This is a genomic window from Mesorhizobium sp. M7A.F.Ca.US.011.01.1.1, assembly GCF_003998295.1.
Classification (GTDB): domain Bacteria; phylum Pseudomonadota; class Alphaproteobacteria; order Rhizobiales; family Rhizobiaceae; genus Mesorhizobium.
In genome coordinates, this window is record NZ_RZRT01000007.1 from 149,842 (window position 1) to 175,272 (window position 25,431).

A 25,431-nucleotide genomic window follows, 5' to 3' on the forward strand; every position below is an offset into this window, starting at 1 on the left:
GGCCAATGCGCCTGGCGGTTCTGGCATGCCTCGTGGCGATCGGTGCGCTGTTCGGTTTGGCTTCGGCGGCCTCGGCGGCCTCGGCGGCCTCGGCCGGCACCAGGGTGGTGGTCAAGACGCGGACCTACGACATCACCGGGAACACGGGGCTGGCGCTGATGCAGGCTATGGACCGCAAGGGGCCGAAGCACGGCTTCATGACGCATGCCATCGCGCTGACCGGCTACGCAGTGGACTGGGACCTTGACACCAGCCAGGACAATGGCGTTTGCCGCTTGCGGCGTGCCAACGGCACGCTCAATCTCTTCTATACGTTTCCGCGTGTCGCCTCGGCCACCACTCCGACGCTCCGGAAGCGCTGGACGCGGTTCTTCGCCGGCGTCCGCGCCCATGAGGAAACCCACGGCCGCATCGCCAGGGAGATGATGCGGGCCACGGAAAGATCGATCTCCGGCCTCAGGATTGCCGACGACCGGTTCTGCTACAAGACACGTCGCGAGGCACAACGACGTATCAAGGCCACCAATGCCGCATATGAGGCCAAGCAGCTCGCTTTCGATGCGCGCGAGCATCGCGATGGCGGCCATGTCCAGCATCTCGTCATCGCTTTGGTCAGGCCCTGATCCTTCAGCCTGGCGTCTTGCCGGTCTGGCTTATGGCCGCGGTCGCGGTTTCATGTTCGTCGAGCGGCTTTTGCTGGCTCAGCCTGAGTGAGAACTCCACCATGACCGGGAGGTGATCCGAGCCCGTGTCCTCCAGCCGTGTCGCGGAATGGATGGTCACGCCGCCCTTGCTGAAAACCTGGTCGATCGGCAGGCCGGCGAAGCGCCGCAGCAAGTCCGGCAGCTTGATGTGGATCCAGGTCGGGCCGGCGGACGGCATCACGGTCAGCCCGCCAAGCGCCGCGACCCGCCGCACGGCGGCACTCCACGGCGCGGCATTGCAGTCGCCCGCCATGATGGCCGTCTCGCCGAGCGCGGAAAGCGGCTCCGTCAACTCGCCGATCTGCCAGTACTGTTCGCGTGGCCACGGCCAACTGAGATGGATCGCGGCGACATCGACGTCGATGCCGCCGAAGTTGACGGTCGCTGTCGCCATGGCGCCGCGCCTTTCGCAACGCGCCTCGGTGCCGGCGGCAAAGGGCCGCCGCGAAAGCAGCGCGACGCCGAATATGCCGTTGGGATAGGGACAGAGGATCCGGTATGGATAGGCGCTGCTGATATAGCCAAGCTCGGTCGCCCACATCGCCGATACCTCGTCCAGGGTGATCACGTCGGGATTGGTCCGACCGATCAGCGACAGCACCTTCTTCGGCGTCGGATTGTCGTAGCGCAGGTTCATCTGCAGCAGCTTGTAGATCGCGCGGTCTTCGTTCTTGGCTTCATAGGCGGCCTGAACCGGCCACAGGCGGGAGAAGGACAGCGAGCCGGAAGTGGTGGTGAAGGCCGCCACGGCAAAAAGCAGTGCCACGGCCGCCTGCAGGCGAAATGTCGTGGCCAGCAGCGGCAGCGCGCAAAGCGCCATCAGCACGGCAAGGTGGACGCGGAAATGCGAGAAGGAATCGAAGGCGGGGTGCAGCGTTCCGAAAAACCCGGCCACCAGCGCGATCGAACAGGCCAGCATTGCCAGGAATGCAACCGAAATCAGCAATGTCCCGAAGCTCGCTCTCTCCATGCCGCCTGCTTATCGGCAGAAATGCGGCCCAATCAAGATGAGAAATGCCTACGCGATGCGTGGTATCGGCCTACTGGAACGCCGTTTCCGAAAAACTTCTGAGCTTGCGCGAATGCAACCGCTCCATCGGCATTTCCGCGAGCTTCTCCATCGCCCTGATGCCGATGGTCAGGTGCTGCGCCACCTGGCGCTTGTAGAATTCGGTCGCCATGCCGGGCAGCTTCAACTCGCCATGCAGCGGTTTGTCCGAAACGCACAGCAGCGTGCCGTAGGGAACGCGGAAGCGGAAGCCATTGGCGGCGATGGTCGCCGATTCCATGTCGAGTGCGATGGCGCGAGATTGCGACAGACGCTGGACCGGGCCACGCTGGTCGCGCAGTTCCCAGTTGCGATTGTCGATGGTGGCGACGGTGCCCGTGCGCATGATGCGCTTCAGGTCGTAGCCGGTAAGGCCGGTGACTTCGGCGACGGCTTCCTGCAACGCAACCTGGATCTCGGCCAGCGGCGGGATCGGCACCCAGACCGGAAGGTCGTCGTCCAGCACATGGTCCTCGCGCACATAGGCATGCGCCAGCACATAGTCGCCCAGCGCTTGGGTGTTGCGCAGGCCGGCACAGTGGCCGAGCATCACCCAGGCGTGCGGCCTCAGCACCGCAATATGGTCGGTGATGGTCTTGGCGTTGGAAGGCCCGACGCCGATATTCACCATGGTGATGCCGCCATGTCCCGATTTCTTCAGGTGATAGGCCGGCATCTGCGGCAGGCGCGGCGGTGCAACGCCTTCGCTGGGCGCGCTTTGCCCGCTCTTGGTGATGACATTGCCCGGCTCGACGAACTCCGTGTATCCGCCGCCGCCATTGGCCATCAGGTCGCGGGCGCGGGCGACGAACTCGTCGATGTAGAACTGATAATTGGTGAACAGTACGAAGTTCTGGAACTGCTGCGGCGTGGTCGCCGTATAGTGCGATAGCCGGTGCAGCGAATAATCGATGCGCTGCGCCGTGAAGGGCGCCAGAGGCCTCGGCTCGCCAAAGGCGACTTCGAAGGTGCCGTTGGCGATCTGGTCGTCGGTGCCATCGAGATCCGGCACGTCGAACAGGTCGCGGATCGGCCGCTTGATGCGCTCTGCCGTCGCGCCGTCGACATGGGTGCCTTCAAGGAAGGCGAAATGCAGCGGGATGGGTGTGGTCGATTCCGACACCGTGACCGCAACCCCATGATTGCGCATGATCAGGCGCAACTGCTCGACGAGGTAGCTTTCGAACAGGCCCGGCTGGGTGATGGTGGTGGAAAAATGCCCAGGCGTCGGCATATGGCCATAGGCCTGGCGCGAGTCGATCTGGGTGAATGAGTTGGTGGTGACGCCGATCTCCGGATAGAAGGCCCGGTAGCGCTTGCCATTGTCGCCGCCTGCTGCCGCCAGCTCTGCGAAGGAGTCGCGCAGGAACTTGGTGTTGCGGTCGTAAAGCGCCTGCAGTGCCTTGACGGCTTTTTCGGCGCTATCAAAGCTTTGCCGGCCAAAAGGCTCCGGCATGACGACAGATTCGATAGCTTGTGGGTAGATTCGCTTTTCCATGGCTCAATATAGAGACTTGGATCGGCACTTGGGAGGGGTGTCGCGACCGAAGGCGGCCAAAGCGCCGTTTTTCTTCAACCGCGCTGCAGGCTGACCAGGAGCACAAAGCCGACGCCGGACTTCTTCAGGGCAGGTGCGTCGATCGTCGAGCCGGCATCGGAGCGCATCATCGGCACGGCCAGAACCGGAGCGGCCAGAACCGCCAGGATAAGCGCCGCCCGCGGCAGAAGCCGAAGGGTCTTGAGAGCGTTGGCGGCGATGCGGTTCATGGTGTTTCAGCTTTTCTTTTCGAGGTCTTGGTTCTTTGTTCAGTTGCGAAGATGGGTAGGGCAGGCGAGGCGGCAGGTTCTGGAACTGGCTTCGTCCCAGGCGCGGGCCGGCCGGCCCGCTTCGGCGACGAGGATGGCGAAGAACATTCCAAACAGGCTCACCAGCAGGCAAACGATGGTGAAGCGGCGAGCAAGCATTGGGTCGGTCTCCTTCAACACGCCGGAGAATGCCCTGATGCAACTGAACCGGCTCTGATGCCGGCGTTCATCTGCGGTTCAAGATGATTGACGGGGTTTCGACGGCGCCGGCGTCGGTTTGGATGGCCGCCGGCGGGTATCGAGCATCACCGGTGCAGGATGTGTCGGCAAACGAAAACGGGACCCGTCGGGGTCCCGTCCTCATGTCGCAAGGATGCGCTCGATCAGAGCTTGTGCCAGGTCTGGCTCTTGCAGATCAGTCCGCCGAGCACGCAGCCGCTCATCTTGAGAGAGGTGCCCGACAATGTCGCCTTGCCCGAATAGGTCTTGTCGTTTGCCGGATCGGTGATGTTGCCGGCATATTTGTTGTCGCCTGTCGCCTTGAGCGAGCCGATGGTCTTGCCGGCATATTTGCCGGACTTGAGCGTGATGGAAAACGAGCCGCCGCCAGCGATGGCCGCGGTATCGCCGGCCTGCGTCTTCCAATTGCCCTCGATCGGATCGGCCCAGGCCGCACCGGCCATGATCAATGTGGCCGCAAGGGCCAGGCTCACTTTTCGAAACATGTCTTCCTCCCTTTGGATGTCCGGCCGGATGCTCCGCCTCGCCGGTCTGCCGCTTACGCAAACGTAAGCTAATCCAGCTCCCGGCAAAACAAAAGCGGTGCCGCAACGGAAGAGTTTCGGATTTTGAAGGGGCCTGAATGAGCCTCCTGGCCAAGGAAATGAAACGATCGGCGCTTCGCCTTTGTCTCCCGTGGTTAGCGAAGTCTTGACTTGGCATTGGAAAATTTTCGTCAAATTTGACGCAAGCAGGCTGAATTGCTGACTTTGTATCCTTAACGAATTTCCGTGTTTACCTCTTGTTTTAGCTTTGTTTTCCTCAAATTAAGCACGCCATTTAACGACGGATTCAAGCCTGCACGGCATTCTCGAAAGCATCGGAAGAGCAGCCGCCAAGGGCAAAAGAAGGCAGCTCTCGGGAGCCTGACAGGGGCCGGAAACAGGGGATTGAAATGGCACGTTTTGAAATGCTTGAAGCAGGTTTCGGCGCCATGGGGGCAACTGCCCAGGCCGACATCCTTTTCGAACTGGGCATGATGTATGCGACCGGCCGCGATTGCGAGACCGATGTCGTTGCCGCCCACAAATGGTTCAACATCGCCGCCATCAAGGGCTCGGCCCGCGCCGCGGAACTGCGCTCGGAACTGTCGGCCGCCATGTCGAAGGTCGAGATCGCCACGGCACTGCGCGAAGCCCGCGAATGGATGACCATGCACTGAAATCTGCCAATCGCGGACAGGTCCATCGAAGACAGGGAAGCTCCGGGATCAAGGCCGCACAGACGGCCAGACCCGGCGAAATCGAAGGCCGCGCAAGACGGTCACGAAGGCAAGAGAAAGAACGTGGCAGGCCGCAAGGCTCAGCTGTGCGCGACACGGGGAAGGCGAGCGGGATTCTTAGGCGCGGGGGCGCCTGGAGATTGCTCGACGGACAAAAAAGCCACGACCAGCCGGAACAAGGCTGGCGTGGCTTTTTGCGTGGATGACGTCTTGCAGGCCCAATCGAGCGGCGCCAATGCGCCTAGACAGGCCGAATGAAGGATGAAATTGTCCGGCCTCTCTGGAAGAAGCGGGGCCGGGGCGGCCGCGCGTGAGTGGAGGAGTTCTACCATCATGAAAAAATTGAGTATTTTGAACGCGGCCGTATTCGGCCTGATGATGAGCACGCCGGTCGCATTCGCCGATGACATCACCTTTGCGGTGATCGGCCCGATGACCGGACAGCTCGCCACCATCGGCGATCAGTTCAAGCAGGGCGCACAGGCCGCTGCCGACGCGATCAACGCCGCTGGCGGCGTCAACGGGTCGATGATCAAGCTCGATATCGAAGACGACCAGTGCGATCCCAAGCAGGCCGTCTCGGTTGCCAACCGCGTCGTCGCCGATGGCGTCAAGTTCATCGACGGCCATGCCTGCTCCGGTTCGAGCATTCCGGCCTCGGCCGTCTATGCCGAAGCCGGCGCGCTGATGATGAGCCCGGCTTCTTCCAACCCGGTGCTGACCGACGCGGCCGCCAAGGCCGGCTGGCCGACGATCATGCGCCTTTACACGCGTGACGATGCGCAGGGCGCCTTCATCGGCCCATGGATCGCCAAGAAGTTCGCCGGCAAGAATGTCGTCGTCCTGCACGACAAGAGCGCCTACGGACAGGGCGTGGCTGACGCCGTCAGGGCGACGATGAATGCCGGCGGCCTCAAGGAGGTCTACTATGACGGCATCAACGCTGGCGAGAAGGACTATTCGGCTCTCGTCACCAAGCTCAAGGACTTGAAAGCCGACGTCGTCTATTTCGGCGGCTACCATCCTGAAGCTGGCCTGATCCTGCGTCAATCGGCGGAACAGAACCTGAAGTTCCAGCTGATCATGCCGGACTCCATCGCCTCGCCGGAATTCTGGCAGGTCGCTGGCCCGGCCGGCGAGGGCACCATGTTCGTCTTCCCATCGGATCCACAGGCAAAGCCGGAAGCCAAGGCAGCCGTCGAGAAGATCAAGGCCGGCGGCTTCGTGCCGGAGGGCTTCACGCTGTTCTCTTACGCCACCATCCAGGCTTTCGCCGAAGGCATCAAGCGTGCCGGCAGCGACGACCCGGCCAAGGTTGCCGAAGCGTTGAAGAACGGCACGCCGATCAGCACCGTTGTCGGTGATGTCACTTTCGACGAGAAGGGCGACCTCAAGAATGCCAGCTACGACATCAACCAGTGGCATGACGGCAAATACGCGCCGATCGCGCAGTAATCGTCGCCCTGGCGACTGGATAGCTTAGAGAAATGGCCGGGTTCGTCCCGGCCATTTTCTTGTTTGCCCTGTCGTTGGCCTTCCGAACCGTCAGCTCACTGCTGTGGTCGCGGCGTTGTGCTCCTCGACGAACCGCACCAGCACCGTCCCGTCGGTCACCTGCGCGCCCTCGGTGGCGATCTCGGCGATCACGCCGTCATGCGGCGCGGCGATGGTGTGTTCCATCTTCATCGCCTCCAGGATCAGCAGCGGCTGGCCCTTGATCACCGTATCGCCCTTTCCCACGCGCACCAGCTTGACCAGTCCCGGCATCGGCGCGCGCAGGCTGCCTGAACCCGCCGCTGCCTCATCGGCCCGTGCCAGCGGGTCCGGCACGGCGAAGGTGTAGCCAACGGCGCCTTCGAACACGGTGATGTGGCCTGGCCAGCGGGCGAGGCGTGGTGTTGAGCGAAAATCATGCGAATTGGTGTCGTCATAGGGCTTGTCCAGCGTCACCTGGAACCGCCCGTCATGCCGCACCGAAACCTTCGCCACGATTTCGTCTTCGCCGAACTTCAATCGTGTACGCCGCGCCACGCTGTGGAAATGCGCATAGCCGGCAAGCGACGACCACGGATCGTCGGATGACGGCCATGCTCCGGCGCCGGAGGCCGCAACGGCCGCGGCGGCGATGGTTTCGCCGGTCGGCGGCGCGACCTCGGTAAGCGCCGTCTGGTGCCTGGCGATCAGGCTGGTGTCGACGTCGCCTGCGGCGAAATCCGGATCGGCGGCAAGAGCGGCAAGAAAGGCGGTGTTGACGGTCGAGCCGGCGATCTCGGTCCGGGATAGCGCCGCGCCAAGCGCTTCCAGAGCCGCCTTACGGTCCGTGGCGTGGACGACCAGCTTGGCAATCATCGGGTCGTAATAGGGCGAGATGGCGTCACCCGCCCGCACGCCTGTCTCCATGCGCATCGTGGCGCCTTGCGGGGCCGCGTCTGGAAATTTCAGATGGTGCAGCGTGCCCGTTGCCGGCAGAAAACCTTTTGCCGCGTCCTCGGCATAGATGCGCGCCTCGAAGGCATGGCCGGCGAGCGCGATCTCGCTTTGCGTCTTGGGCAGTTTTTCGCCGCTGGCGACCCGCAACTGCCACTCGACCAGATCGGTGCCGGTCACCATTTCGGTGACCGGATGTTCGACCTGCAGGCGGGTGTTCATCTCCATGAACCAGAAGCGGTCGGCTTTCAGGCCCTGCGAAGCATCGACGATGAACTCGATGGTACCGGCGCCTGAATAATTGATCGCCTGGGCGGCCTTCACCGCCGCATCCGTCATCGCCTTGCGCAAAGCCTCGGTCATGCCGGGCGCGGGCGATTCCTCGATCACCTTCTGGTGGCGGCGCTGCGCCGAGCAGTCGCGCTCGTAGAGGTGCACGGCGTTGCCGAAATTGTCGCCGAACACCTGCACTTCGATATGGCGCGGCTTGTCGACATATTTTTCGACCAGCACACGGTCGTCGCCGAACGCGGCTTTCGCCTCGCGCCGCGCGCTGGACAACGCCTCGGAAAATTCATCGGGATGTTCGACCCGGCGCATACCCTTGCCGCCGCCGCCGGCGCGCGCCTTGATCAGCACGGGATAGCCGATCTCGCGTGCCTTGGAGGCAAGCAGCACGATCTCCTGCGCCTCGCCATGGTAACCCGGAACGACCGGAACGCCAGCCTTTTCCATCAGCCGCTTGGCCGCGTCCTTCAGCCCCATGGCACGGATCGAGGCCGCCGACGGGCCGATGAAAATGAGCCCCGCCGCCGCCACCTGGTCGACGAAATCGGGATTTTCCGACAGGAAGCCGTAGCCGGGATGAATGGCTTGTGCGCCGGTAGCCAAGGCCGCGGCGATGATCTTGTCACCGCGCAGATAGCTTTCGCCGACGGGCGAGGCGCCGATATGCACCGCCTCGTCGGCCATCTCGACATGCAGGGATCTCGCGTCGGCATCCGAATAGACGGCGACAGTGCGCACACCCATCTTGCGCGCCGTGCGGATGACACGGCAAGCGATCTCGCCGCGATTGGCGATTAGGATCTTGGCGAACATGGAGCCTCCGCATGTAAGGTTCGAAGCGCGCGGAAAGCAGGGCGCTTGAACACCCCCCTCTGTCCTGCCGGCCCCCGCAAGGAGGGAGATTGGCAGCTTTGCCCTCGCTGCGAACTTTCAATGTTGGAATTTGGCGAAAGCGATAGCGACAGTCGATCTCCCCCAATGCGGGGGAGACGTCCGGCAGGACAGAGGGGGGTACTGTCCAGCGAGCCATTCCAGCCCTCGGCGTAGACCTCTCCCTTACCAAGGGAGTGCTCTACCTTGCGGTCGGTAGTATCTATTTCGATGACGAAATTGCGCAGCCGCCACTCGCGGTCTTGAGCTTCCACCGTGTCAAGCCGGCCTGGCAATTGCGTAGCGCCGTCTCTTCCGCCGCCTTCTGGGACGGCGCGTTGAGCTTCGTCCCGCAGACAATGTAGAGGTCGACGACACGCGAATAAAAGGTTGTGGCGTAGGCCGAATGGCCGCTCGCCCCGACGTAGCCCTTGTAGGCAACGTTGCATTCGCCCGAACCCAAGGTCGGCGGAAAACGCACGTCTCCCTTGCGTCCCGCGAGCGATTCCGCCGAGCCGATGCCGGTCGATGTTAATATTAGAAATACAGAAAGTATCGAAGCAGCCGTTCTCTGGCAATATTTCAGTTTCATTTCCAGCCCGTCCCCATTGCCCCATGCTGGATAAGCAGTATCGAATATTTTGCCTCGCCGCCAGTTCACTGTTTGAGATTCGAAGCCGCCTATGCTGATGAATCGGTTGGTCCATACAGTTCAGCCTTTTCGCACGGCAGCAACGGCCTGCTGGTATAGTTCCGCCGTTTGTCCGTCGAAGTTGACCGTCCATTCTCACATCCGAAACACGCCGAAGCGCGTGTCCTCGATTTCGGCGTTGAGCGCAGCGGACAGGCTGAGCGCCAGCACGTCGCGGGTCTTCGCAGGGTCGATGATGCCGTCGTCCCAGAGGCGTGCGGACGAATAGAGCGGATGGCCCTCATGCTCGTATTTCATCAGGATCGGCTTCTTGAATTTCGCCTCTTCCTCGGCGCTCCATTCCCCGCCCTTGCGCTCGATGCCTTCGCGCTTGACCATGGCAAGCACCGTTGCTGCTTGCTCGCCGCCCATCACCGAGATGCGGGCGTTCGGCCACATCCACAGGAAGCGCGGCGAATAGGCGCGGCCGCACATGCCGTAATTGCCGGCGCCGAACGAACCGCCGATGATGATCGTCACCTTTGGCACGCGGGCGGTAGCGACCGCCATCACCAGCTTGGCGCCGTCCTTGGCGATGCCGCCTGCTTCATATTTTCGACCGACCATGAAGCCGGTGATGTTTTGCAGGAAGACCAATGGGATCTTGCGCTGGCAGCACAGTTCGATGAAGTGCGCGCCCTTCACAGCGCTTTCGGAAAACAGCACGCCGTTGTTGGCGATGATGCCGACCGGCATGCCATGGAGATGGGCAAAGCCGGTGATCAGCGTGGTGCCGTAATTCTGCTTGAACTCGTCGAATTCGGAACCGTCGACGATGCGCGCAATCACCTCGCGTGCGTCATAGGGCTGGCGCAGGTCGGTCGGCACGATGCCGTAGAGTTCATCCGCCGGATGAAGCGGCGGAATCGATCTCTGTAAGTTTAGGCTTACAGTCTTGTTCCGATTCAGGTTTTTGACGATGCGGCGGCAGATGGCGAGCGCATGGTCGTCGTCCAGCGCATAGTGGTCGGCAACACCGGAGAGCCTGGTGTGCACATCGGCGCCGCCGAGATGCTCGGCGCTGACGTCCTCGCCGGTCGCCGCTTTCACCAGCGGCGGGCCGCCGAGGAAGATGGTCGCCTGGTTGCGCACCATGATCGTCTCGTCGGACATCGCCGGCACATAGGCGCCGCCCGCCGTGCAGGAACCCATGACGCAGGCGATCTGCGGAATGCCTGATGCCGACATGTTGGCCTGGTTGTAGAAGATGCGGCCGAAATGCTCGCGGTCGGGAAACACCTCGTCCTGGTTGGGCAGGTTGGCGCCGCCGCTGTCGACGAGGTAGATGCAAGGCAAATTGTTCTGCAGCGCGATCTCCTGCGCGCGCAGATGCTTCTTCACCGTCAGCGGATAATAGGTGCCGCCCTTCACCGTGGCGTCGTTGACGACGACCATCACCTCGGTGCCCTCGACGCGGCCGATGCCGGCGATCATGCCGGCCGAAGAGATCTCCTCGCCATACATCGACCATGCCGCGAACTGGCCGATCTCGAGGAAGGGCGAGCCGGTGTCGAGCAATTGCGCCAGGCGCTCCCGCGGCAACAGCTTGCCGCGCGAAACATGCCGCTCGCGCGCTTCCTCCGAGCCGCCGCGCTCGACGGTGGCTGCCTTCTCCGCAATGTCGGCGACCAGCGCCCGCATGCGCTCGGCATTGGCACGGAAGGTTTCGGAGGAGGGGGATATCTGGGTTTGCAGCGTAGCCATGCTATACCCCCTCCGCCATGATCTCGCGCCCGATCAGCCAGCGTCGGATCTCGCTAGTGCCGGCGCCGATCTCGTAGAGCTTGGCGTCGCGCAGCAGGCGGCCTGTCGGATAGTCGTTGATGTAGCCATTGCCGCCAAGCAGTTGGATAGCGTCCAGCGCCATCAGCGTGGCTTTCTCGGCGGCAAACAGCACGCAGCCGGCGGCATCCTTGCGCGTCGTCTGGCCGCGATCGCAGGCGGCGGCAACGGCATAGACATAGGCGCGCGCGGCGTTCAGCGTCGTGTACATGTCGGCCAGCTTGCCTTGCACCAGCTGGAACTCGCCGATCGCCTGGCCGAACTGCTTGCGCTCGTGCACATAGGGGATTGCCACGTCGAGGCACGCCGCCATCAGGCCGATCGGTCCGCCGGCGAGCACGGTGCGCTCATAGTCGAGGCCCGACATCAGCACTTCGACGCCGCGCCCTTCCTCATGCAGCACATTGTCGAAGGGCACCTCGACATCCCTGAACACCAGTTCGCCGGTGTTGGAGCCGCGCATGCCGAGCTTGTCGAGCTTTTGCGCCACGGAAAACCCGGCAAAAGCCTTCTCGACGATGAAGGCGGTGATGCCGCGCGAGTTTTGCTCCGGATCGGTCTTGGCATAGACGACCAGCGTCTCAGCATCCGGCCCGTTGGTGATCCACATCTTGGTGCCATTGAGCACGTAGCGGTCGTTGCGCTTTTCGGCGCGCAGCTTGAGCGAGACGACGTCCGAGCCGGCGCCAGGTTCCGACATCGCCAGCGCGCCGACCCGCTCGCCCGAGCACAGTGGCGGCAGGAATTTTTCCTTCTGCGCCGGCGTTCCCCAGCGGTTGATCTGGTTGACGCAGAGATTGGAATGGGCACCGTAGGAGAGGCCGACCGAGGCCGAAGCGCGCGAGATTTCCTCGACGGCGATCACATGCGCGAGATAGCCCATGCCGCTGCCGCCGAAATCGGGATCGGCCGTGATGCCAAGCAGGCCGAGCGCACCGAGTTCACCCCACAGATGCGCCGGAAATTCGTTCGAGCGATCGATGTCGGCGGCGACCGGAGCGATCCGGTCCTGGGCGAAGCGCCGCACCAAGTCGCGCAGCGCCTCGATCTCCTCGTCATGCCCGAAGCTGAGCGTGTTCGTGTACATGCTTTTCCTCCCTGCGCATGACCCCGAAAATCGCCTTTGATTTTCGGAAAGGGATCATGCGCGAAATCAAAATGCTGCAGCGTCCTTTGCGCGTCCGAAGGGACGCGCGGCGCTGTAGGCGTCGATCTTCGCGCCGACGAGCCGCATTGTCATTGAAAGATATGTCGCCGTGACTTCAGCGATTGATAGCCGCTGGCCCGGCCGAAACCAGACGATGACGCCGGTCATCATCTGGATCAGCGCCATGGCCGTCAGCCCGGTGTCGTCGATGCTGAAGGCGCCCGTCTCGTCGCCATCGCGCAGGATGGCGCGCAGTTCCTTCTCGTAAGCTGTGCGCATGCGCAGAATCTGCGTCAGCCGTTCGGGCGACAGGCTGCGCAATTCCATGTTCGACACATGCGTGGCGTGCCGTCGCTCGATGTGAAAGGCGATGTGATTGCGCACATAGGCGGAGAGCAGTTGCGCCGAATCTGCGTTCGCCGGGCGGGCTGCTTCCCATGCTGTGGCCAGATCTTCCATGTGCTCGCGCATCAGCGTGAACAGAAGCTCTTCCTTGGTTGGAAAGTAGCGGTACAGCGCAGCCGCCTGGACGCCGACCTCGGCGGCAAGCTGGCGCATCGACATCGCCTCGTAACCAAGGCGCGCGATGAGGTTGACCGCCGCCCCACGGATAGTCGCTTCGGTCTTTTCGCCATCGGACCCAGCGGTGCGTGCCATGTCAGCTCCTCTGCGGAGCAATAATAAAACGAACGTTCAATTAATTCAAGCCCCCATCCAAACTCACCTTCATGCAACGATCTTGAACCCAACAGAGGCGTTTTCTGCCACCAACTCCTCGATGTCGACCTTGGAAACAGAAGCTCCGGCCGGCCCTTCCCAGAGGCGCTTGATCATTGTCGAGACCGCTTCATCAAGGCCTGCAATTTGCGTCGTTACGGACCCATCCGCTTCATTGCAAACCCAGCCCGCAAGACCAAGGCCTGTGGCCTCATCCCGGGCCCATGCTCTGAAGCCGACGCCTTGCACATTGCCGTAGATGCGCGCCTGCACTTTCCTGCGATGACCAGTCATGAATCTCTCCAAGCCTGTCTCGTTGAAATCTGGTGCATGGCTCAGGGAATGCAACATGAGAGTTGCGCGCACGACGCAATAGCTGGGCCCTCTGGCTTTGAAATTTCATTGACTCAGTCCATTAATTTTGAAAAATGGAGCTGCCTTATTGGGAGCTGGCTGCGGATGTTGGACGAACGCAACGCATTGGTGGCCGATGTCAGGCGCTTCAATCGCTTCTACACGCGCACCGTCGGCCTTCTCGACGAGACGCTGACACAAAGTGCATTCACTTTGACCGAGGCGCGCGTGCTGTTCGAACTGGGTCACCGCAGTAACCCGGCTTCCGCCGAAATCGCCGGGGAGCGGGGTTTCCTGGCTGGTGCTTTTCGGCTGGAGAATGGCCCGGCGGCCTCCGAAATATCAAGACAGTTGCGTGTCGATGCCGCCTATCTGACGCGGATCCTGCGCAAGTTTGCGGGCCAGGGGCTGACCGAGGCCAGAACGGACCCGGCTGACCGGCGCCGAAGGGTCCTCTCGCTGACCTCACGAGGCGAGGCAGCGCTTGCCAGGCTGCAAGCGGCGGCCGATCGGGACACGGCGCGGCTGATCGAAAGCGTCCCCGACGACAGGTTGCATGAACTGCGCAGCGCCTTGCGCAAGGCGGGGGAATTGCTGGGCGATCCCACCCGTGACAGCAGCGAGGTGACGTTGCGGCCGCATCGCGTCGGCGATGTCGGCTGGGTCGTGCAGCGCCAGGCCCAACTCTATGCCGAGGAATATGGCTGGACGATCGAGTTCGAGGCCATGCTCGCCGAGATCGGCGCCGATTTCATTCGCAATTTCGTGCCCGGCCGCGATTTCTGCTGGATCGCCGAGCGCGGTGGTGAGCCGGTCGGCGCGGTGTTCCTGGTTCATCAGGACGACGAAGTGGCCAAGCTGAGAATGCTGCATGTCGAGGCATCGGCGCGCGGCCTCGGCATAGGCAAACGACTGGTCGCGGAATGCGTGAACCAGGCCCGGGCTTGCGGCTACACCAAGCTGGTGCTGTGGACCAATGACATCCTCGTCGCGGCGCGCGCAATTTACGAACGCGCCGGCTTCAGGTTGGTCTCGCAGGAGCACCACCACAGCTTCGGCAAGGATCTGACCGGCCAGACCTGGGAAATGGATTTGTAGCGTGCCTTGTGATTCTGGCTTGCCTACAACCGGATACTAGTTTCCCCGCGCTGCCGCCAAAGCGCCCGGAAGCTCATCGGCAAGAATATCGAGTTCGTGATCGAGGCCGACGCTGACGCGGATGCAGCGGTCGAGCCGTGGCACCATCGGTTTGCGGATGAAGACGTCGCGTGACAGCAGGCCTTGCAGAACTTTCAGCGCGAAGGCGCCATCGCCGCAGCAATCGATGGTGACGAAATTGGTCGCCGACGCCAGTGGCTTCAACCCGTTCGCTTCGGCAATGCCGGCGATGCGTCGGCGGCCGGCCGCGACCCGCGCCACCACGCTTCTGAGATAGTCCTGATCGGCGAGCGCCTCGACGCCGGCGATCTGCGCCATACGGCTGACGCCATAGTGGTTGCGGATCTTCTCGAAGTCGCGGATCACCTGGGCCTCGGCGATCGCATAGCCGCAACGTATGCCCGCCAGCCCGTAAGCCTTCGAGAAGGTGCGCATGCGGATGACGTTTGGCCTGGAGATATCGATCGGCGGCATCGCCGAGGCCGGCCCGAGTTCGCCATAGGCCTCGTCGAGCACCAGCATGGTGGTTTCCGGCAGGGCCTCGATGAAGCCGATGATCTCGCTCGCCTCCCACCAGCTGCCCATCGGATTGTCGGGGTTGGAGAGATAGACCAGCGGGGCCCTGTCCCTGCGCACCGCCGCCAGCAGGCCGTCCAGGCTTTCCCTGTCGTTCTCGTAAGGGACCGTCACCAGCCGTCCGCCGACACCGGCAATGTGGAAGTTGAAGGTTGGATAAGCGCCGAGCGAGGTGACCACGGCATCGCCGGGCGCGACATACATGCGTGCCACCAGGCTGAGCAGGCCATCTATGCCTTCGCCGACAACGACGTTCTCGGCCTTTACGCCGTGATGCGCGGCCACCGCCGCCTTCAGATCATGATTGTCGGGATCGCAATACATCCACATGTCGCCAGCGATCTCGGCCATGCGGGCGATGACGCGCGGCGAGGGACCAAAGCTGCTCTCATTGGCGCCGATGCGGGCGCGGAAAGCGCGGCCACGCTCGCGCTCCTGCGCTTCGGGGCCGACAAACGGCACCGTCGAGGGAAGCGCTGCGATGAGCGGCATGAGGGGAGGGCGCTGGTGCATGGTGGAAGCTCGCTTGAAAGGGCCTTCTTGCTAGCGTGACCGACTTGGCCGTGCAAGCACCCGGCGGTCCGCAATCGTAACGCTGGATTCCTGCGTATCTTTTTGCTAGCGAGACGCAATGAACAATCGTCTACCGCCAGCATGGTCCAAACACCTGAAGGTCCAAACCGGGCCGAAACCCAAATTCCCGCAGCCGAATCTTCCGAAAGTGAATTCGCTTTCGCGCGCGCAGGCCGACGAGGCGTTGCTGCAGCAGGCATATCAGTTTCAGCAAGTCAAACGGCTCGGCGAAGCTCAGGACTTATGCCTGCAAGTTCTGGCGCGCACGCCCAACCATCCACTCGCCCTATATATTTTGGGAACTGTGTGCCTGGGCTACGACGATGAGGCGGCCTTGCGATATTTCGCGCGGGCAGCGGGTGAGGAGCCAAAAAACCCCTACTACCACCTTGGGCTGGCTTCGGCCTATGTGAAGGTCAGCGAATATTCGCCAGCAATCAGACATATGCAGTACGCCTTGGAGTTGCAGCCAGATCTTATCGAAGCACTTTGTGCATTGGGGGACGCTTATATCGACTTTGACAAACCCGAGATGGCTTTGCCGCTTTATGAGAAGGCACTAAAAATAAACCGGGATCATCCAAAGGTGCGGATCGGACTGGCTCGCGCGCTCACCAGTGTGGGACGGATGGTTGAAGCTGCCGCCTATCTTCAGGAGGCAATCGAACGTCGTATCAAGGTGCCGGCGGCGTACAATGACCTAGTACAGACACAAAAATTCACCGAAGAGCCTAAGGAGCTCAAGGCCATTCTTGGCGAACTTGGAAATCCGAATCTTGAGCCGGATGGTGCCGAGAACCTTCATCTGGCGGCCGGCAAGGTGCTGAATGACCTCAAACGCTATAAGGATGCATTCGACCATTTCAACAAGTCGAAACAGGCATCAGGCCGCAACTTCGATATCGACCAATACCGTCGCTGGATAGACTCACTGATTGCGACCTTCACGCCTGAGATGCTGGCTGCCAAGGCGGATTACGGAAATCCTTCGGAAGTTCCCGTGTTCGTGGTCGGCATGCCTCGCTCAGGCACGACTCTTACGGAACAGATCTGCGCCAGTCATCCTAATGTACATGGCGCGGGCGAACTAATGAAGCTTAGGCGGGTGGCGAATGCGATTGAACTCAGAAGGTCGTCAGCCGGGAATTTGCACTCGGCGATCGCGTCGATCACAAAAGGCTTGTCCCGAACATTGGCCGAGGAGCATTTGTCCTACCTGAAGGAGCGGGCGCCTGCGGCACTTAGGGTCGTGGATAAGATGCCGCATAATTTTGAACTGATCGGTTTGATTGGCCTTCTCTTCCCCAACGCAAAGATCATCCATTGCCGCCGTGACGCCATCGACAATTGCGTCTCTTGCTATGTCTTGAAATTCGGCGAGGGGCACAGTTACAACACCGATCTGAAGACACTCGGTCTGTACTATCGCGAATATGACCGTCTGATGCAGCATTGGAACGAGGTTTTCCCGGGCCTGATCTTCGAAAACCAGTACGAAACGCTGGTTGAGGATCAAGAAGCGCAGTCACGCCGCCTCATAGATTACCTTGGGCTGCCCTGGGATGACGCCTGTCTGCGTTTTTTCGACAGGGATGGTTCGGTCAATACGCCCAGCCGCTGGCAGGTTCGCCAACCGATCTACAAATCGTCCGTCAAGCGGTGGAAGAATTATGAAGGCGAGATCCAGCCACTCATCGATGCTTTGGGCGACTTGGCGGAAACGTAATCCAAACGGGGCTGGCGTGCCTCTCTTGCGCGCACGTCTCCTCGATTTTGGCTGGCACTGCTGAAATCGAGGCTGAAGAAGCGCACGGATGCGCGTGATTCCGCACCCGATGATACCAACCGCAGCCCCCGGTTGGCGGATTAAGTTCAGTTGGCCGAGACGCTCGAAGCGCTTGCGCCGGCCGCAGCGTTTGGAGGCTTCCTACAAGACCGGATCTTATGGATTCGATTGGATTTTCTTGATAGCTAAGGACCATGAACGATCGTCTGCCGCCCGCTTGGTCCAAACACCTGAAAACTCGGTCCGGACCGCAAATCCCGCAGTCGAAGATCGCACAGCCCAAAGCGGCTTCTCTATCGCACGTCCAAGCCGACGACGCACTGCTCAGGCAGGCCCTCAACCTTCAGCAGGCAGATCGGTTGGCGGAGGCAGAGGCGCTATGTCAGCGCGTGTTGGCGCGCAATCCCCGACATCCTCTTGCTTTGTACCTACTGGGCACGTTTGCGCTCGATCTGGATGACGAAATGGCCATTCGATGTTTTGAGAGGGCCGTGAGGGAGGCGCCTCAAAATCCGCACTATCACCTGACGCTGGGTGAAACCTATTTGAAGGTCGGCGAACATTCCGATGCGATCAGACATTTTGAGCTTGCTTGCCAACTGAAAGCCGACTGGGTCGAGGCGCTTTGCGCGCTCGGCCGTGCCTACACCGAATTCGGCAAGGCCGATCTTGCAGTGCCGCTTTATGAAAAGGCGCTCAAAATCAATGGCGGCCATCCTCTTGTCCGAATGGGGCTGGCCAATGCACTTGTAAGCCTCGGCCGTATGGAGGAGGCGGCCACCTATATGAAGGAGGCGGTGAGTCAGCGCCTGGGTGTCGCGGCCGCCTACAACGGCCTGGTCAGCATCCGAAAATTCGCTGAAGAGCCGGCGGAATTGAAATCCATTCTGACTGAGCTGAAAAATCCGGAACTCGACAGGAAAAGCATACAGCAATTCCACCATGCGGCCGGGAAGATACTGAACGATATCAGGCGGTATGACGAGGCGATGGATCACTTCCGGCAGGCAAAAGAACTTTCAGCCCGCCGCTTCGACATAGACTCTCATCGCCGCAGCGTCGATTTCTTGATCGAGCTGTTCAGTCCGCGGATGCTGGCCGCCAAGGCAGGTCATGGAAGCACATCGGAAGTGCCTGTTTTCGTGCTTGGCATGCCGCGTTCAGGTACCACTTTGACCGAGCAGGTCCTTGCTAGCCATCCCGACGTGCATGGAGCCGGCGAGTTGACAAAGCTCCGGCGCATCACGAACAGGCTGGCGCCTGAAACGCGCTCGCCAGAGGAATTGCGAAGATCTATCCTGGGCATGACAGTTGATCAGTCGAAGTCCCTTGCCGAAGAATATCTTATCCACATCAGGCAACGATCGACCGGTACCCGGCGGATCGTCGACAAGCTACCTCATAATTTTGAGCTTATCGGCCTCATAAGGCTCCTGTTTCCCAAGGCGCGCATCATTCACTGCCGTCGCGATGCCATCGACAATTGCATCTCGTGCTATTTCCTGAGTTTCAACCAGGACAATATCTACAACGCCGATCTCCATACACTCGGACTGTATTATAGCGAGTACGACCGGCTTATGCGCCATTGGGACAAGGTTTTTCCGGGGCAAATCCTGCAGAACCGCTATGAGGACATGGTCTCCGACCAGGAAGGCCAATCGCGCCGCCTGATCGACCATCTGGGACTGCCGTGGGACGATGCCTGCCTGCGATTCTTTGACAAGGGCGGTGCCGTGAACACGTTTAGCCGCTGGCAGGTTCGACAACCGATCTACACCTCGTCCGTCAGTCGCTGGAAGAACTATGGCAGCGCAATCCAACCGCTGATCGATGGCTTGGGCGATTTGGCTGGGAATTGATCAGCCGCGAAAGCTCCGGCACTGCCGGACCGGCGAATAGACCCGATTGCCGGAACTGCCAGGGCTCGGCTTCGTCGGCTGGCTATTGTCGCTCGCAAACCTTCAAGAAGTGCAGGGGCTCGGTCTCGCGACGGCGTCGCAGCATTTCGGCGAGCCAATGAAAACCCGGCATGAAAAAAACCCGGCGGTTGCCCGCCGGGTTTCGATTTCGACATGGCGAAATTGATTAGAAGTCGCGCTGGAAGCGGAGGAGACCGCCGACATTGTTCTTTTTGGTTGCGGCGACCCAGACGGAGTCGTTGTCGATGGCGCCCTGGCCGACGCGCTGCCAGTCGACTTCGGCCGTGACCGTGAGGCCGGGAACAACGGTGTAGGCGACGTTGGCCGCGACGCCGATGTCCTTCCAATCGTCATAAGAGGCCTGGAGGTTGAACGACGTCTTTTCGTTGAACTTGTAGGTGCCACCGCCCCACAGAGCCCAGTTGCCGCCCCACTGCTTGTAGAAGCCGCGGCCGAGCGCGTCGATGTTGTTGGTCGGGTCGTTGAGGTTGTCGTCGGTGCCGTAGCCGCCGATGATGAACAGCGACAGCGCGTCGTTGACGTTCACGTCCAGGCGAACCTTGGTTGCAACTTCCTCATAGTTGCTGTCGTAAGCAACGACGCCAGAGATGGCGCCCCAGCCCTGCGTCCACTTCAGGCCGCCGACGACATGCGGAACATAGCTGTCGATCGTGCCAACCTCACCCGAGCCTTCTTCCAAGCCAATCACGGCCGAGAAGCCGTTGCCGGCATCGAAGTAGTACTGGATCACATTGGTCTGGAAAGCGCCGTAGGGGACGATCGTGTCGTTGATGACGTTGCCGGCGTAGCCGATGAACGTGTCGAAAAGCGATTCGTCAGCGCCGACGCGCAGGCCGCCGAGCTGAATCCAGGCGAATTCCAGGGCGCTGCTCTTGTTGCGTGCCTGCCAGCCTTCTCCGTTGCGGTTGGGGTTCGTGGTACCGCCAACCCCGTCAACGTCGCCAAAGTCGCCATAGCTGTTGCCGAAATTGATGCGGTATTCGGTGTAGGTCTTCAACGTGCCGAGTTCGGTTTCCTGGCCGGTCCAGGTCTTCAGCGTGAAGCGGGTCTGCTTCCAGTAGGTCGAGTCGGAGTCGCCGTGCTGGTGATCCGTAACGTGGTTGACGCCATCGAACGAGCCGCCGTCGCCCACGCCGATGTCTTCGCGGACATACCCGCCGATGCGCAGGCAGGTCTCGGTGCCGGGGATGTAGAAGTAGCCAGCGCCGTAGACGTCGCAGATCTTGACGTATTCAGCGGGTTCCGGCTCGGCGACGACGACGGCGTCGGCGGCGCGCGCACCGGAAACTGCGATCAGGGCCGCAGCGGAGCCGAGGAGAAGGCTCTTGATGTTCATTTTCTGACCTCCAGTCAGAATCGACAGCGGAGGTCGATGAAAAGCGGTTCTCAGGGCATTTTTCTTTTTATTTCAAATGGATGATCTCAAAGGTCGTCAGCGAGGCCTGTCGGCCAAAACCGCTTGTTCGCGAAGGCCTTGCCGGATCCGGTCTTGAAATATCGCTCGAGTTGCCGCGCGTTGGCCTCGGTTTCAACTGCAATGTAGGTCTTCAAGGTTGCAGGCAGATGGGCCTTGGTCGACGGCACGTGACCCGATCGATGCGATTCGAAGCGGCGTCGAAGGTCGTTTGTCGATCCGACATAGACATCGCCGTTACGCAGTTGCAGGAAATAGACGTACCACATGGTCCCCCTACGCTACTTCGTAGCTTCGGGCGACACTCCTACGCCCAAAATGCGGTTCCGGGTGGCCAGCCACCCGAAGCCCGCAGGGCGTAGGGTGGCGGAGAGGATGGGATTCGAACCCACGAGAAGCTTTTGACCTCTACTCCCTTAGCAGGGGAGCGCCTTCGACCACTCGGCCACCTCTCCGTTGCGCCGCTGGATAAAGAAAAGCGCCGGCACAATCAACAAGCCCGCATCATTATATGCAAAAATAAGAAGGCGCCGAACCGCGACCTTCCATGGATGTGGCGGTTCTGCGGTTGTTTCCTGGCTAGCGACTCGGGACTTGCCATGATTCCGTCGGTCCATCGCCGGATTCGGCGGCAAACAACCGGTTGCGGCGGGCCTGATGGTTAACGAGAGCTTTCTGAGTGAGGCCAAATCGTGTCATTTGTGCAACAACGCCAGGGGATAGCAGCCAGGCAGCCCTTTCGCCGGTACGATCGTGGTTGAACGCCGCCGCCTCATGGGTAATGTCGATTTCGAAGGAGCGGCGCGGTGCGCATCTTTTTCGGTAGTGGGGATGGGGCAGGGAACGCTGTCCTTCAGCAAAGAATACCCAGACCCGTTTTTTAACTTTTGACTGGAGGTCAGAAAATGAACATCAAGAGCCTTCTCCTCGGCTCCGCTGCGGCCCTGATCGCAGTTTCCGGTGCGCGCGCCGCCGACGCCGTCGTCGTCGCCGAGCCGGAACCCGCTGAATACGTCAAGATTTGCGACGTCTACGGCGCTGGCTATTTCTACATCCCCGGCACCGAAACCTGCCTGCGCATCGGCGGCTATGTCCGTTATGACATCGGCGCTGGCGACGTCGGCTCGTTCGATGGTGCCTGGGCCCGGGACAAAGAAGACGGTGAAGTCAACGATACCTGGCAGAAGAACGCCCGCTTCACGCTGAAGACCTGGACCGGCCAGGAAACCGAGCTCGGCACGTTGAAGACCTATACCGAAACCCGCTTCAATTTCGGCAACACGAGATTTAGCGACGGCTCCTACTCCGGCAACGCCTACAACAAGGGCGTCTCGCTCAACTTCGCCTGGATCCAGCTTGGTGGCCTGCGCGTCGGTAAGGACGAATCGGCCTTCGATACGTTCATCGGCTATGCCGGCAACGTCATCCAGGATACGCTCGTTCCCTACGGCGGCTTCGACACCAACGTCGTCCAGTACTACTTCGATGCCGGCAACGGCTTCTCGGCAGTGGTCTCGCTGGAAGAAGGTTACGGCCCGTACTCGATCGACAGCTACGTTCCGCATGTCGTCGGCGGCGTGAAGTGGACGCAGGGCTGGGGCGCGATCACCGGCGTCGTCGCTTATGACAGCGCTTACGAAGAAGTCGCTGGCAAGGTTCGCTTGGACGTCAACGTTTCGAACGAACTGTCGCTGTGGATCATGGGCGGCTACGGCACCGACGATAACTACAACGACGGGTCTTATGTTATTCCTGCTGCTGGTCGCGGCATGTACAAGCTCTGGGGCGGCAACTGGGCAGTGTGGGGCGGTGGCACCTACAAGTTCAACGAGAAGACCTCGTTCAACGCCCAGGTGTCGTATGATGAAGACGAAAACCTCGGCATCGCGGCGAATATCGCTTACGATGTGGTTCCAGGCTTCACGATCACGGCCGAAGTCGACTACCTCAATGCCGGCAGCTACCCTGCGTCCAACTGGACCAGCGCCGACAAGGAAAGCAACATCGGCGGTATCCTCCGCTTCCAGCGCTCGTTCTAAGGGCTGGTTCCTTACAGGTGAAATCCAGCCCGGGCGCACAACGCCCGGGCTGTTTTGTTTCGTGACTGGATCAAGGCAAACGGAAGGATGGGGGTCACGGTAGCTGAATAAATCCGTGGAGTGGTTTCGTGGGATCCGCTGATGGGCGGATGAAATCACAACTGCGTGATTAAAATCTCTTGAAAGGACGCTTCCAAGCGGGTAGGGCTGACCTATCCCACTCGGGGGTGTGGCAAATGATGACGAACGAAGCGATTCAAGAGGGCGAGTCCTCTGATCATTTTTCGATGTTTTCTTCTCAAAGTCCGAAGATTCGATACACCTACAACAAGATTAGAGAAGTAAAGTCGCATCGGGTCGGAGATCTTTTTTCAGCATATCGGGACATATTATGGGATGATGGGCGGCATAAGTATAATGTCAGCTCGTTCATCGGCGAAATAGACGAGATTCTCCTTGGGGAGCGTTTCAGCGCCTTTGACCAAAGTACCCTGGACAACCTTATCGGCACCTTGCGCCAGCGCGGCAACAGCAACGCAACCATCAATCGAAAGATGGCTGCCCTCAGCAAACTGCTGCGCAAGGCTCACAAGATGGGAGATATCCACAGCCTGCCCGAGTTCCGCCGCCAGAAGGAGCGGGCGGGTCGGATTCGCTTCCTCGAAAGGGACGAAGAGGCGCGCCTGTTCGCCGCCATCAAGAACCGCAGCGAGGATGCCTACAGGCTTTCCGTCTTCCTGGTCGACACCGGATGCCGTCTCGGCGAGGCGCTTGGGCTGATCTGGAACGATATCCAGGAGCATCGCGTCAGTTTCTGGATCACCAAATCCGGCCGCAGCCGCACCATTCCAATGACCGAGCGGGTCAAGGAAGTCATCAAGCTGCCCCCCACTGAGGGTCGCCGGCCCAAAGGACCGTTCACCAAGCTCAGCCAGGCACAGTTTCGTGCCATCTGGAACGACGCGAAGGCCGAAGTCGGCCTCGGCGCCGACGATCAGGTGGTGCCGCACATACTGCGCCATACCTGCGCCTCGCGCCTTGTCCAGGGCGGCATCGACATCCGGCGCGTGCAGATGTGGCTCGGCCACCAGACGTTGTCGATGACCATGCGCTACGCGCATCTGGCCACCAACGATCTCGATGGCTGTGTCATCGTGCTGGAAACGCCTCGATCGACTCAGCCGGGCGGCAATCGCGCTGAAGGCTCCATGTTTTCTTCGCCCGTGACGACGCCTTCGTCGCCGACGGCAGGGCGAAAAAAGAGGGATGAGGCAGCCGCCGCCGCAAAGGAGTCGCCGAAAGCGGCTCGGAAAAATTCAAAAGCCAAGTAGGCTGAAGAATCCTGTCTATACTATTGTAGCTATCCCGTGACCTTGTTTGGTCATGGGATTTACTTCGGGATTCTTCCGCTCGGCTTGGTCGAGAAAAGCGGCTATGTCGCCCGGCAGGCTGCCGGTCTCGAGGAATGGCGCATGGCCCTGGCCCTCGACAGTGATCGTCTTCATCATGGAATGGCGCTCTCTCATCTGCTTGAGCGTGTCCATGGACAGCAATCTCGAATTGGCACCACGTATGGCGAGCAACGGGATGGCCGCCAACGCCTCGAATTGAGGCCATAGATCAGGCAGCTTCTGCGTCAGATCGAGGCTCGCCACGGTTTCCACCAGCTTCGGATCGAAATCCGGCACCAGCCCACCATCCGTTTCGCGGTAGAGAGCCCATGCCATCCGATCCCAATCGGCGCCGGCAAGGGCGGGGAAGTCTTCGCCATGCACGCTGCGCTGGGCGGCGGCTGCCTGTGTGCGGGTTTTCGGTGCCGGGTCGCGCTCGAGATAAGACTGGATATGAGCAAGTCCGGCCGTCTCGATCACCGGTCCGATGTCGTTGAAAACAATGGCTTTCAGGACGGATGGCCGCATCATCCCGAGCACATGGATGATCAGCCCGCCGCGCGAGGTGCCGATGAAGGCCGCTTCTCCGATGTTCAGCGCCGTCAGCCCGGCCAGGAGGTCGCCGGCCTCCACGCCGACATTGTAATTTTTGACGTCGGGATCATAGGCTGACTGCCCGCGCCCACGGTAGTCGAAGGCGATGACCTTTCGCGGACTTGCCGCATCCGTCGACAGATAGAGCGCCAGCTCGTGAAAATCCCTGGCATTGCGGGTCAGGCCAGGCAGGCAGACAACCGGCCAGGATCCGGTATTGGCCTCACCATAGATGCGCGCATGAAGGCGAAGCCTATCGGGTGCAGCGTAGAAAAAGTCGGAAAAGCCTTTGGTGCTCGACATCTGGATTCTCTCTCCCGCCATGCCTCAGCCGACTGCTACAGGCGAGCGCGGGGATGGTCAAATAGAGGGCGGGGCGCTGAAGCTGCCGATCTCCCCCCTGTTTGGACCGGAGACATCGCGAACAGGTGTGCGAGGACATCGCGAACAGTTTGGCGTGCTTTGCGCCGGGAGGTTCGCGATGCCATTTGGGAACACCAGCGTGATGGATGGGAAGTTGGAGTTTGTGCGTCTTGCGGTGCAGGATGGCAGCAATGTCAGTGCGCTTTGTCGTCGTTTCGGGATTGGCCGAACCTGTGGTCACAAGTTGATCGCGCGGTAT

Annotated in this window: 24 protein-coding genes, 1 tRNA gene and 1 pseudogene; 10 read left to right on the forward strand and 16 right to left on the reverse strand. The window is 60.8% G+C overall.

Features of this window, described 5'->3' with window-relative positions:
• The first annotated feature begins 5 nt into the window (after positions 1-5).
• Positions 6-623: a DUF922 domain-containing protein gene (locus EOA13_RS11505; protein WP_127292624.1), complete on the forward strand. Its 618-nt coding sequence runs from the start codon at positions 6-8 to the stop codon at positions 621-623.
• A gap of 4 nt (positions 624-627) precedes the next feature.
• On the opposite strand, the gene EOA13_RS11510 is transcribed toward EOA13_RS11505, so the two are convergent.
• The 5 genes from EOA13_RS11510 to EOA13_RS11525 all read right to left on the reverse strand — a co-directional run bounded on the left by EOA13_RS11510 (position 628) and on the right by EOA13_RS11525 (position 4,283).
• Complete coding sequence (locus EOA13_RS11510; RefSeq protein ID WP_127292627.1) at positions 628-1,674, reverse strand: endonuclease/exonuclease/phosphatase family protein; 1,047 nt, start codon at positions 1,672-1,674, stop codon at positions 628-630.
• Positions 1,675-1,744: 70 nt separating this feature from the next.
• Positions 1,745-3,208 carry an AMP nucleosidase gene (locus EOA13_RS11515; protein WP_245486076.1) on the reverse strand — a complete coding sequence of 488 codons (1,464 nt, stop codon included), beginning with the start codon at positions 3,206-3,208 and terminating at the stop codon, positions 1,745-1,747.
• Positions 3,209-3,324: 116 nt separating this feature from the next.
• On the reverse strand, positions 3,325-3,519 hold the full coding sequence (locus EOA13_RS11520; protein ID WP_127292634.1) for a hypothetical protein: 195 nt from the start codon (positions 3,517-3,519) through the stop codon (positions 3,325-3,327).
• A gap of 39 nt (positions 3,520-3,558) precedes the next feature.
• Positions 3,559-3,717 (reverse strand): hypothetical protein, encoded by a 159-nt coding sequence (locus EOA13_RS37880; protein WP_023812838.1) that lies wholly within the window; start codon positions 3,715-3,717, stop codon positions 3,559-3,561.
• A 224-nt stretch (positions 3,718-3,941) separates the two neighbouring features.
• A complete protein-coding gene (locus tag EOA13_RS11525; RefSeq protein ID WP_027035768.1) occupies positions 3,942-4,283 on the reverse strand; it encodes a DUF2147 domain-containing protein in 342 nt (113 codons plus the stop codon).
• Positions 4,284-4,732: 449 nt separating this feature from the next.
• Here EOA13_RS11525 and EOA13_RS11530 point away from each other — a divergent pair, with 449 nt between their 5' ends.
• Positions 4,733-4,999, forward strand: coding sequence for a sel1 repeat family protein (locus EOA13_RS11530; protein ID WP_013532614.1), 267 nt, complete (start codon positions 4,733-4,735; stop codon positions 4,997-4,999).
• A 393-nt stretch (positions 5,000-5,392) separates the two neighbouring features.
• Positions 5,393-6,514, forward strand: coding sequence for an ABC transporter substrate-binding protein (locus EOA13_RS11535; protein WP_127292637.1), 1,122 nt, complete (start codon positions 5,393-5,395; stop codon positions 6,512-6,514).
• Between the two features lie 90 nt (positions 6,515-6,604).
• Here the strand turns inward: EOA13_RS11535 and EOA13_RS11540 are convergent, their stop codons facing one another.
• The 6 genes from EOA13_RS11540 to EOA13_RS11565 all read right to left on the reverse strand — a co-directional run bounded on the left by EOA13_RS11540 (position 6,605) and on the right by EOA13_RS11565 (position 13,275).
• Positions 6,605-8,587, reverse strand: coding sequence for an acetyl/propionyl/methylcrotonyl-CoA carboxylase subunit alpha (locus EOA13_RS11540; protein ID WP_127292640.1), 1,983 nt, complete (start codon positions 8,585-8,587; stop codon positions 6,605-6,607).
• A gap of 280 nt (positions 8,588-8,867) precedes the next feature.
• Entirely contained in the window at positions 8,868-9,236 is a 369-nt protein-coding gene (locus EOA13_RS11545) for a hypothetical protein (protein WP_127292643.1), read from the reverse strand.
• A gap of 195 nt (positions 9,237-9,431) precedes the next feature.
• A complete protein-coding gene (locus tag EOA13_RS11550; RefSeq protein WP_127292646.1) occupies positions 9,432-11,039 on the reverse strand; it encodes a carboxyl transferase domain-containing protein in 1,608 nt (535 codons plus the stop codon).
• 1 nt (position 11,040) lies between these two features.
• On the reverse strand, positions 11,041-12,204 hold the full coding sequence (locus tag EOA13_RS11555) for an isovaleryl-CoA dehydrogenase (RefSeq protein WP_127292649.1): 1,164 nt from the start codon (positions 12,202-12,204) through the stop codon (positions 11,041-11,043).
• A gap of 66 nt (positions 12,205-12,270) precedes the next feature.
• Positions 12,271-12,921, reverse strand: coding sequence for a TetR/AcrR family transcriptional regulator (locus EOA13_RS11560; RefSeq protein WP_127292651.1), 651 nt, complete (start codon positions 12,919-12,921; stop codon positions 12,271-12,273).
• A gap of 69 nt (positions 12,922-12,990) precedes the next feature.
• The gene (locus EOA13_RS11565) at positions 12,991-13,275 is read right to left on the reverse strand and encodes an acylphosphatase (RefSeq protein WP_127292654.1); all 285 of its coding nucleotides are present in this window, start codon (positions 13,273-13,275) and stop codon (positions 12,991-12,993) included.
• A 165-nt stretch (positions 13,276-13,440) separates the two neighbouring features.
• Between EOA13_RS11565 and EOA13_RS11570 the strand changes: the two genes are divergently transcribed.
• Complete coding sequence (locus tag EOA13_RS11570; protein ID WP_127292656.1) at positions 13,441-14,433, forward strand: helix-turn-helix domain-containing GNAT family N-acetyltransferase; 993 nt, start codon at positions 13,441-13,443, stop codon at positions 14,431-14,433.
• 36 nt (positions 14,434-14,469) lie between these two features.
• Here EOA13_RS11570 and EOA13_RS11575 read toward each other — a convergent pair whose 3' ends face one another.
• Positions 14,470-15,582 carry a pyridoxal phosphate-dependent aminotransferase gene (locus EOA13_RS11575; protein WP_127292659.1) on the reverse strand — a complete coding sequence of 371 codons (1,113 nt, stop codon included), beginning with the start codon at positions 15,580-15,582 and terminating at the stop codon, positions 14,470-14,472.
• A 118-nt stretch (positions 15,583-15,700) separates the two neighbouring features.
• Between EOA13_RS11575 and EOA13_RS11580 the strand changes: the two genes are divergently transcribed.
• From EOA13_RS11580 to EOA13_RS11590, 3 genes are all read left to right on the forward strand, one after another.
• Positions 15,701-17,368: a sulfotransferase gene (locus EOA13_RS11580; protein WP_127292662.1), complete on the forward strand. Its 1,668-nt coding sequence runs from the start codon at positions 15,701-15,703 to the stop codon at positions 17,366-17,368.
• Between the two features lie 254 nt (positions 17,369-17,622).
• Complete coding sequence (locus tag EOA13_RS11585) at positions 17,623-19,290, forward strand: sulfotransferase (RefSeq protein WP_127292665.1); 1,668 nt, start codon at positions 17,623-17,625, stop codon at positions 19,288-19,290.
• A gap of 46 nt (positions 19,291-19,336) precedes the next feature.
• Positions 19,337-19,516: a hypothetical protein gene (locus EOA13_RS11590; protein WP_127292667.1), complete on the forward strand. Its 180-nt coding sequence runs from the start codon at positions 19,337-19,339 to the stop codon at positions 19,514-19,516.
• Here the strand turns inward: EOA13_RS11590 and EOA13_RS11595 are convergent, their stop codons facing one another.
• The 3 genes from EOA13_RS11595 to EOA13_RS11605 form a co-directional block, all read right to left on the reverse strand.
• Positions 19,517-20,707, reverse strand: a complete 1,191-nt coding sequence (locus EOA13_RS11595; protein WP_127292670.1) for a porin — start codon at positions 20,705-20,707, stop codon at positions 19,517-19,519.
• Between the two features lie 86 nt (positions 20,708-20,793).
• Positions 20,794-21,054 carry a GIY-YIG nuclease family protein gene (locus EOA13_RS11600; RefSeq protein WP_127292673.1) on the reverse strand — a complete coding sequence of 87 codons (261 nt, stop codon included), beginning with the start codon at positions 21,052-21,054 and terminating at the stop codon, positions 20,794-20,796.
• 95 nt (positions 21,055-21,149) lie between these two features.
• A tRNA-Ser gene (locus tag EOA13_RS11605) sits at positions 21,150-21,240 on the reverse strand.
• Between the two features lie 450 nt (positions 21,241-21,690).
• Here EOA13_RS11605 and EOA13_RS11610 point away from each other — a divergent pair.
• Both EOA13_RS11610 and EOA13_RS11615 read left to right on the forward strand, forming a co-directional pair.
• Positions 21,691-22,824, forward strand: a complete 1,134-nt coding sequence (locus EOA13_RS11610; protein WP_127292676.1) for a porin — start codon at positions 21,691-21,693, stop codon at positions 22,822-22,824.
• A 236-nt stretch (positions 22,825-23,060) separates the two neighbouring features.
• Positions 23,061-24,155, forward strand: coding sequence for a site-specific integrase (locus EOA13_RS11615; RefSeq protein WP_127292678.1), 1,095 nt, complete (start codon positions 23,061-23,063; stop codon positions 24,153-24,155).
• 15 nt (positions 24,156-24,170) lie between these two features.
• Here the strand turns inward: EOA13_RS11615 and EOA13_RS11620 are convergent, their stop codons facing one another.
• Positions 24,171-25,112, reverse strand: a complete 942-nt coding sequence (locus tag EOA13_RS11620; protein WP_127292681.1) for an alpha/beta hydrolase — start codon at positions 25,110-25,112, stop codon at positions 24,171-24,173.
• Here EOA13_RS11620 and EOA13_RS38295 point away from each other — a divergent pair.
• Positions 25,099-25,431: pseudogene (locus tag EOA13_RS38295) on the forward strand (hypothetical protein); the annotation flags it as partial. The gene EOA13_RS11620 and the pseudogene EOA13_RS38295 sit on opposite strands and share 14 nt — an antisense overlap.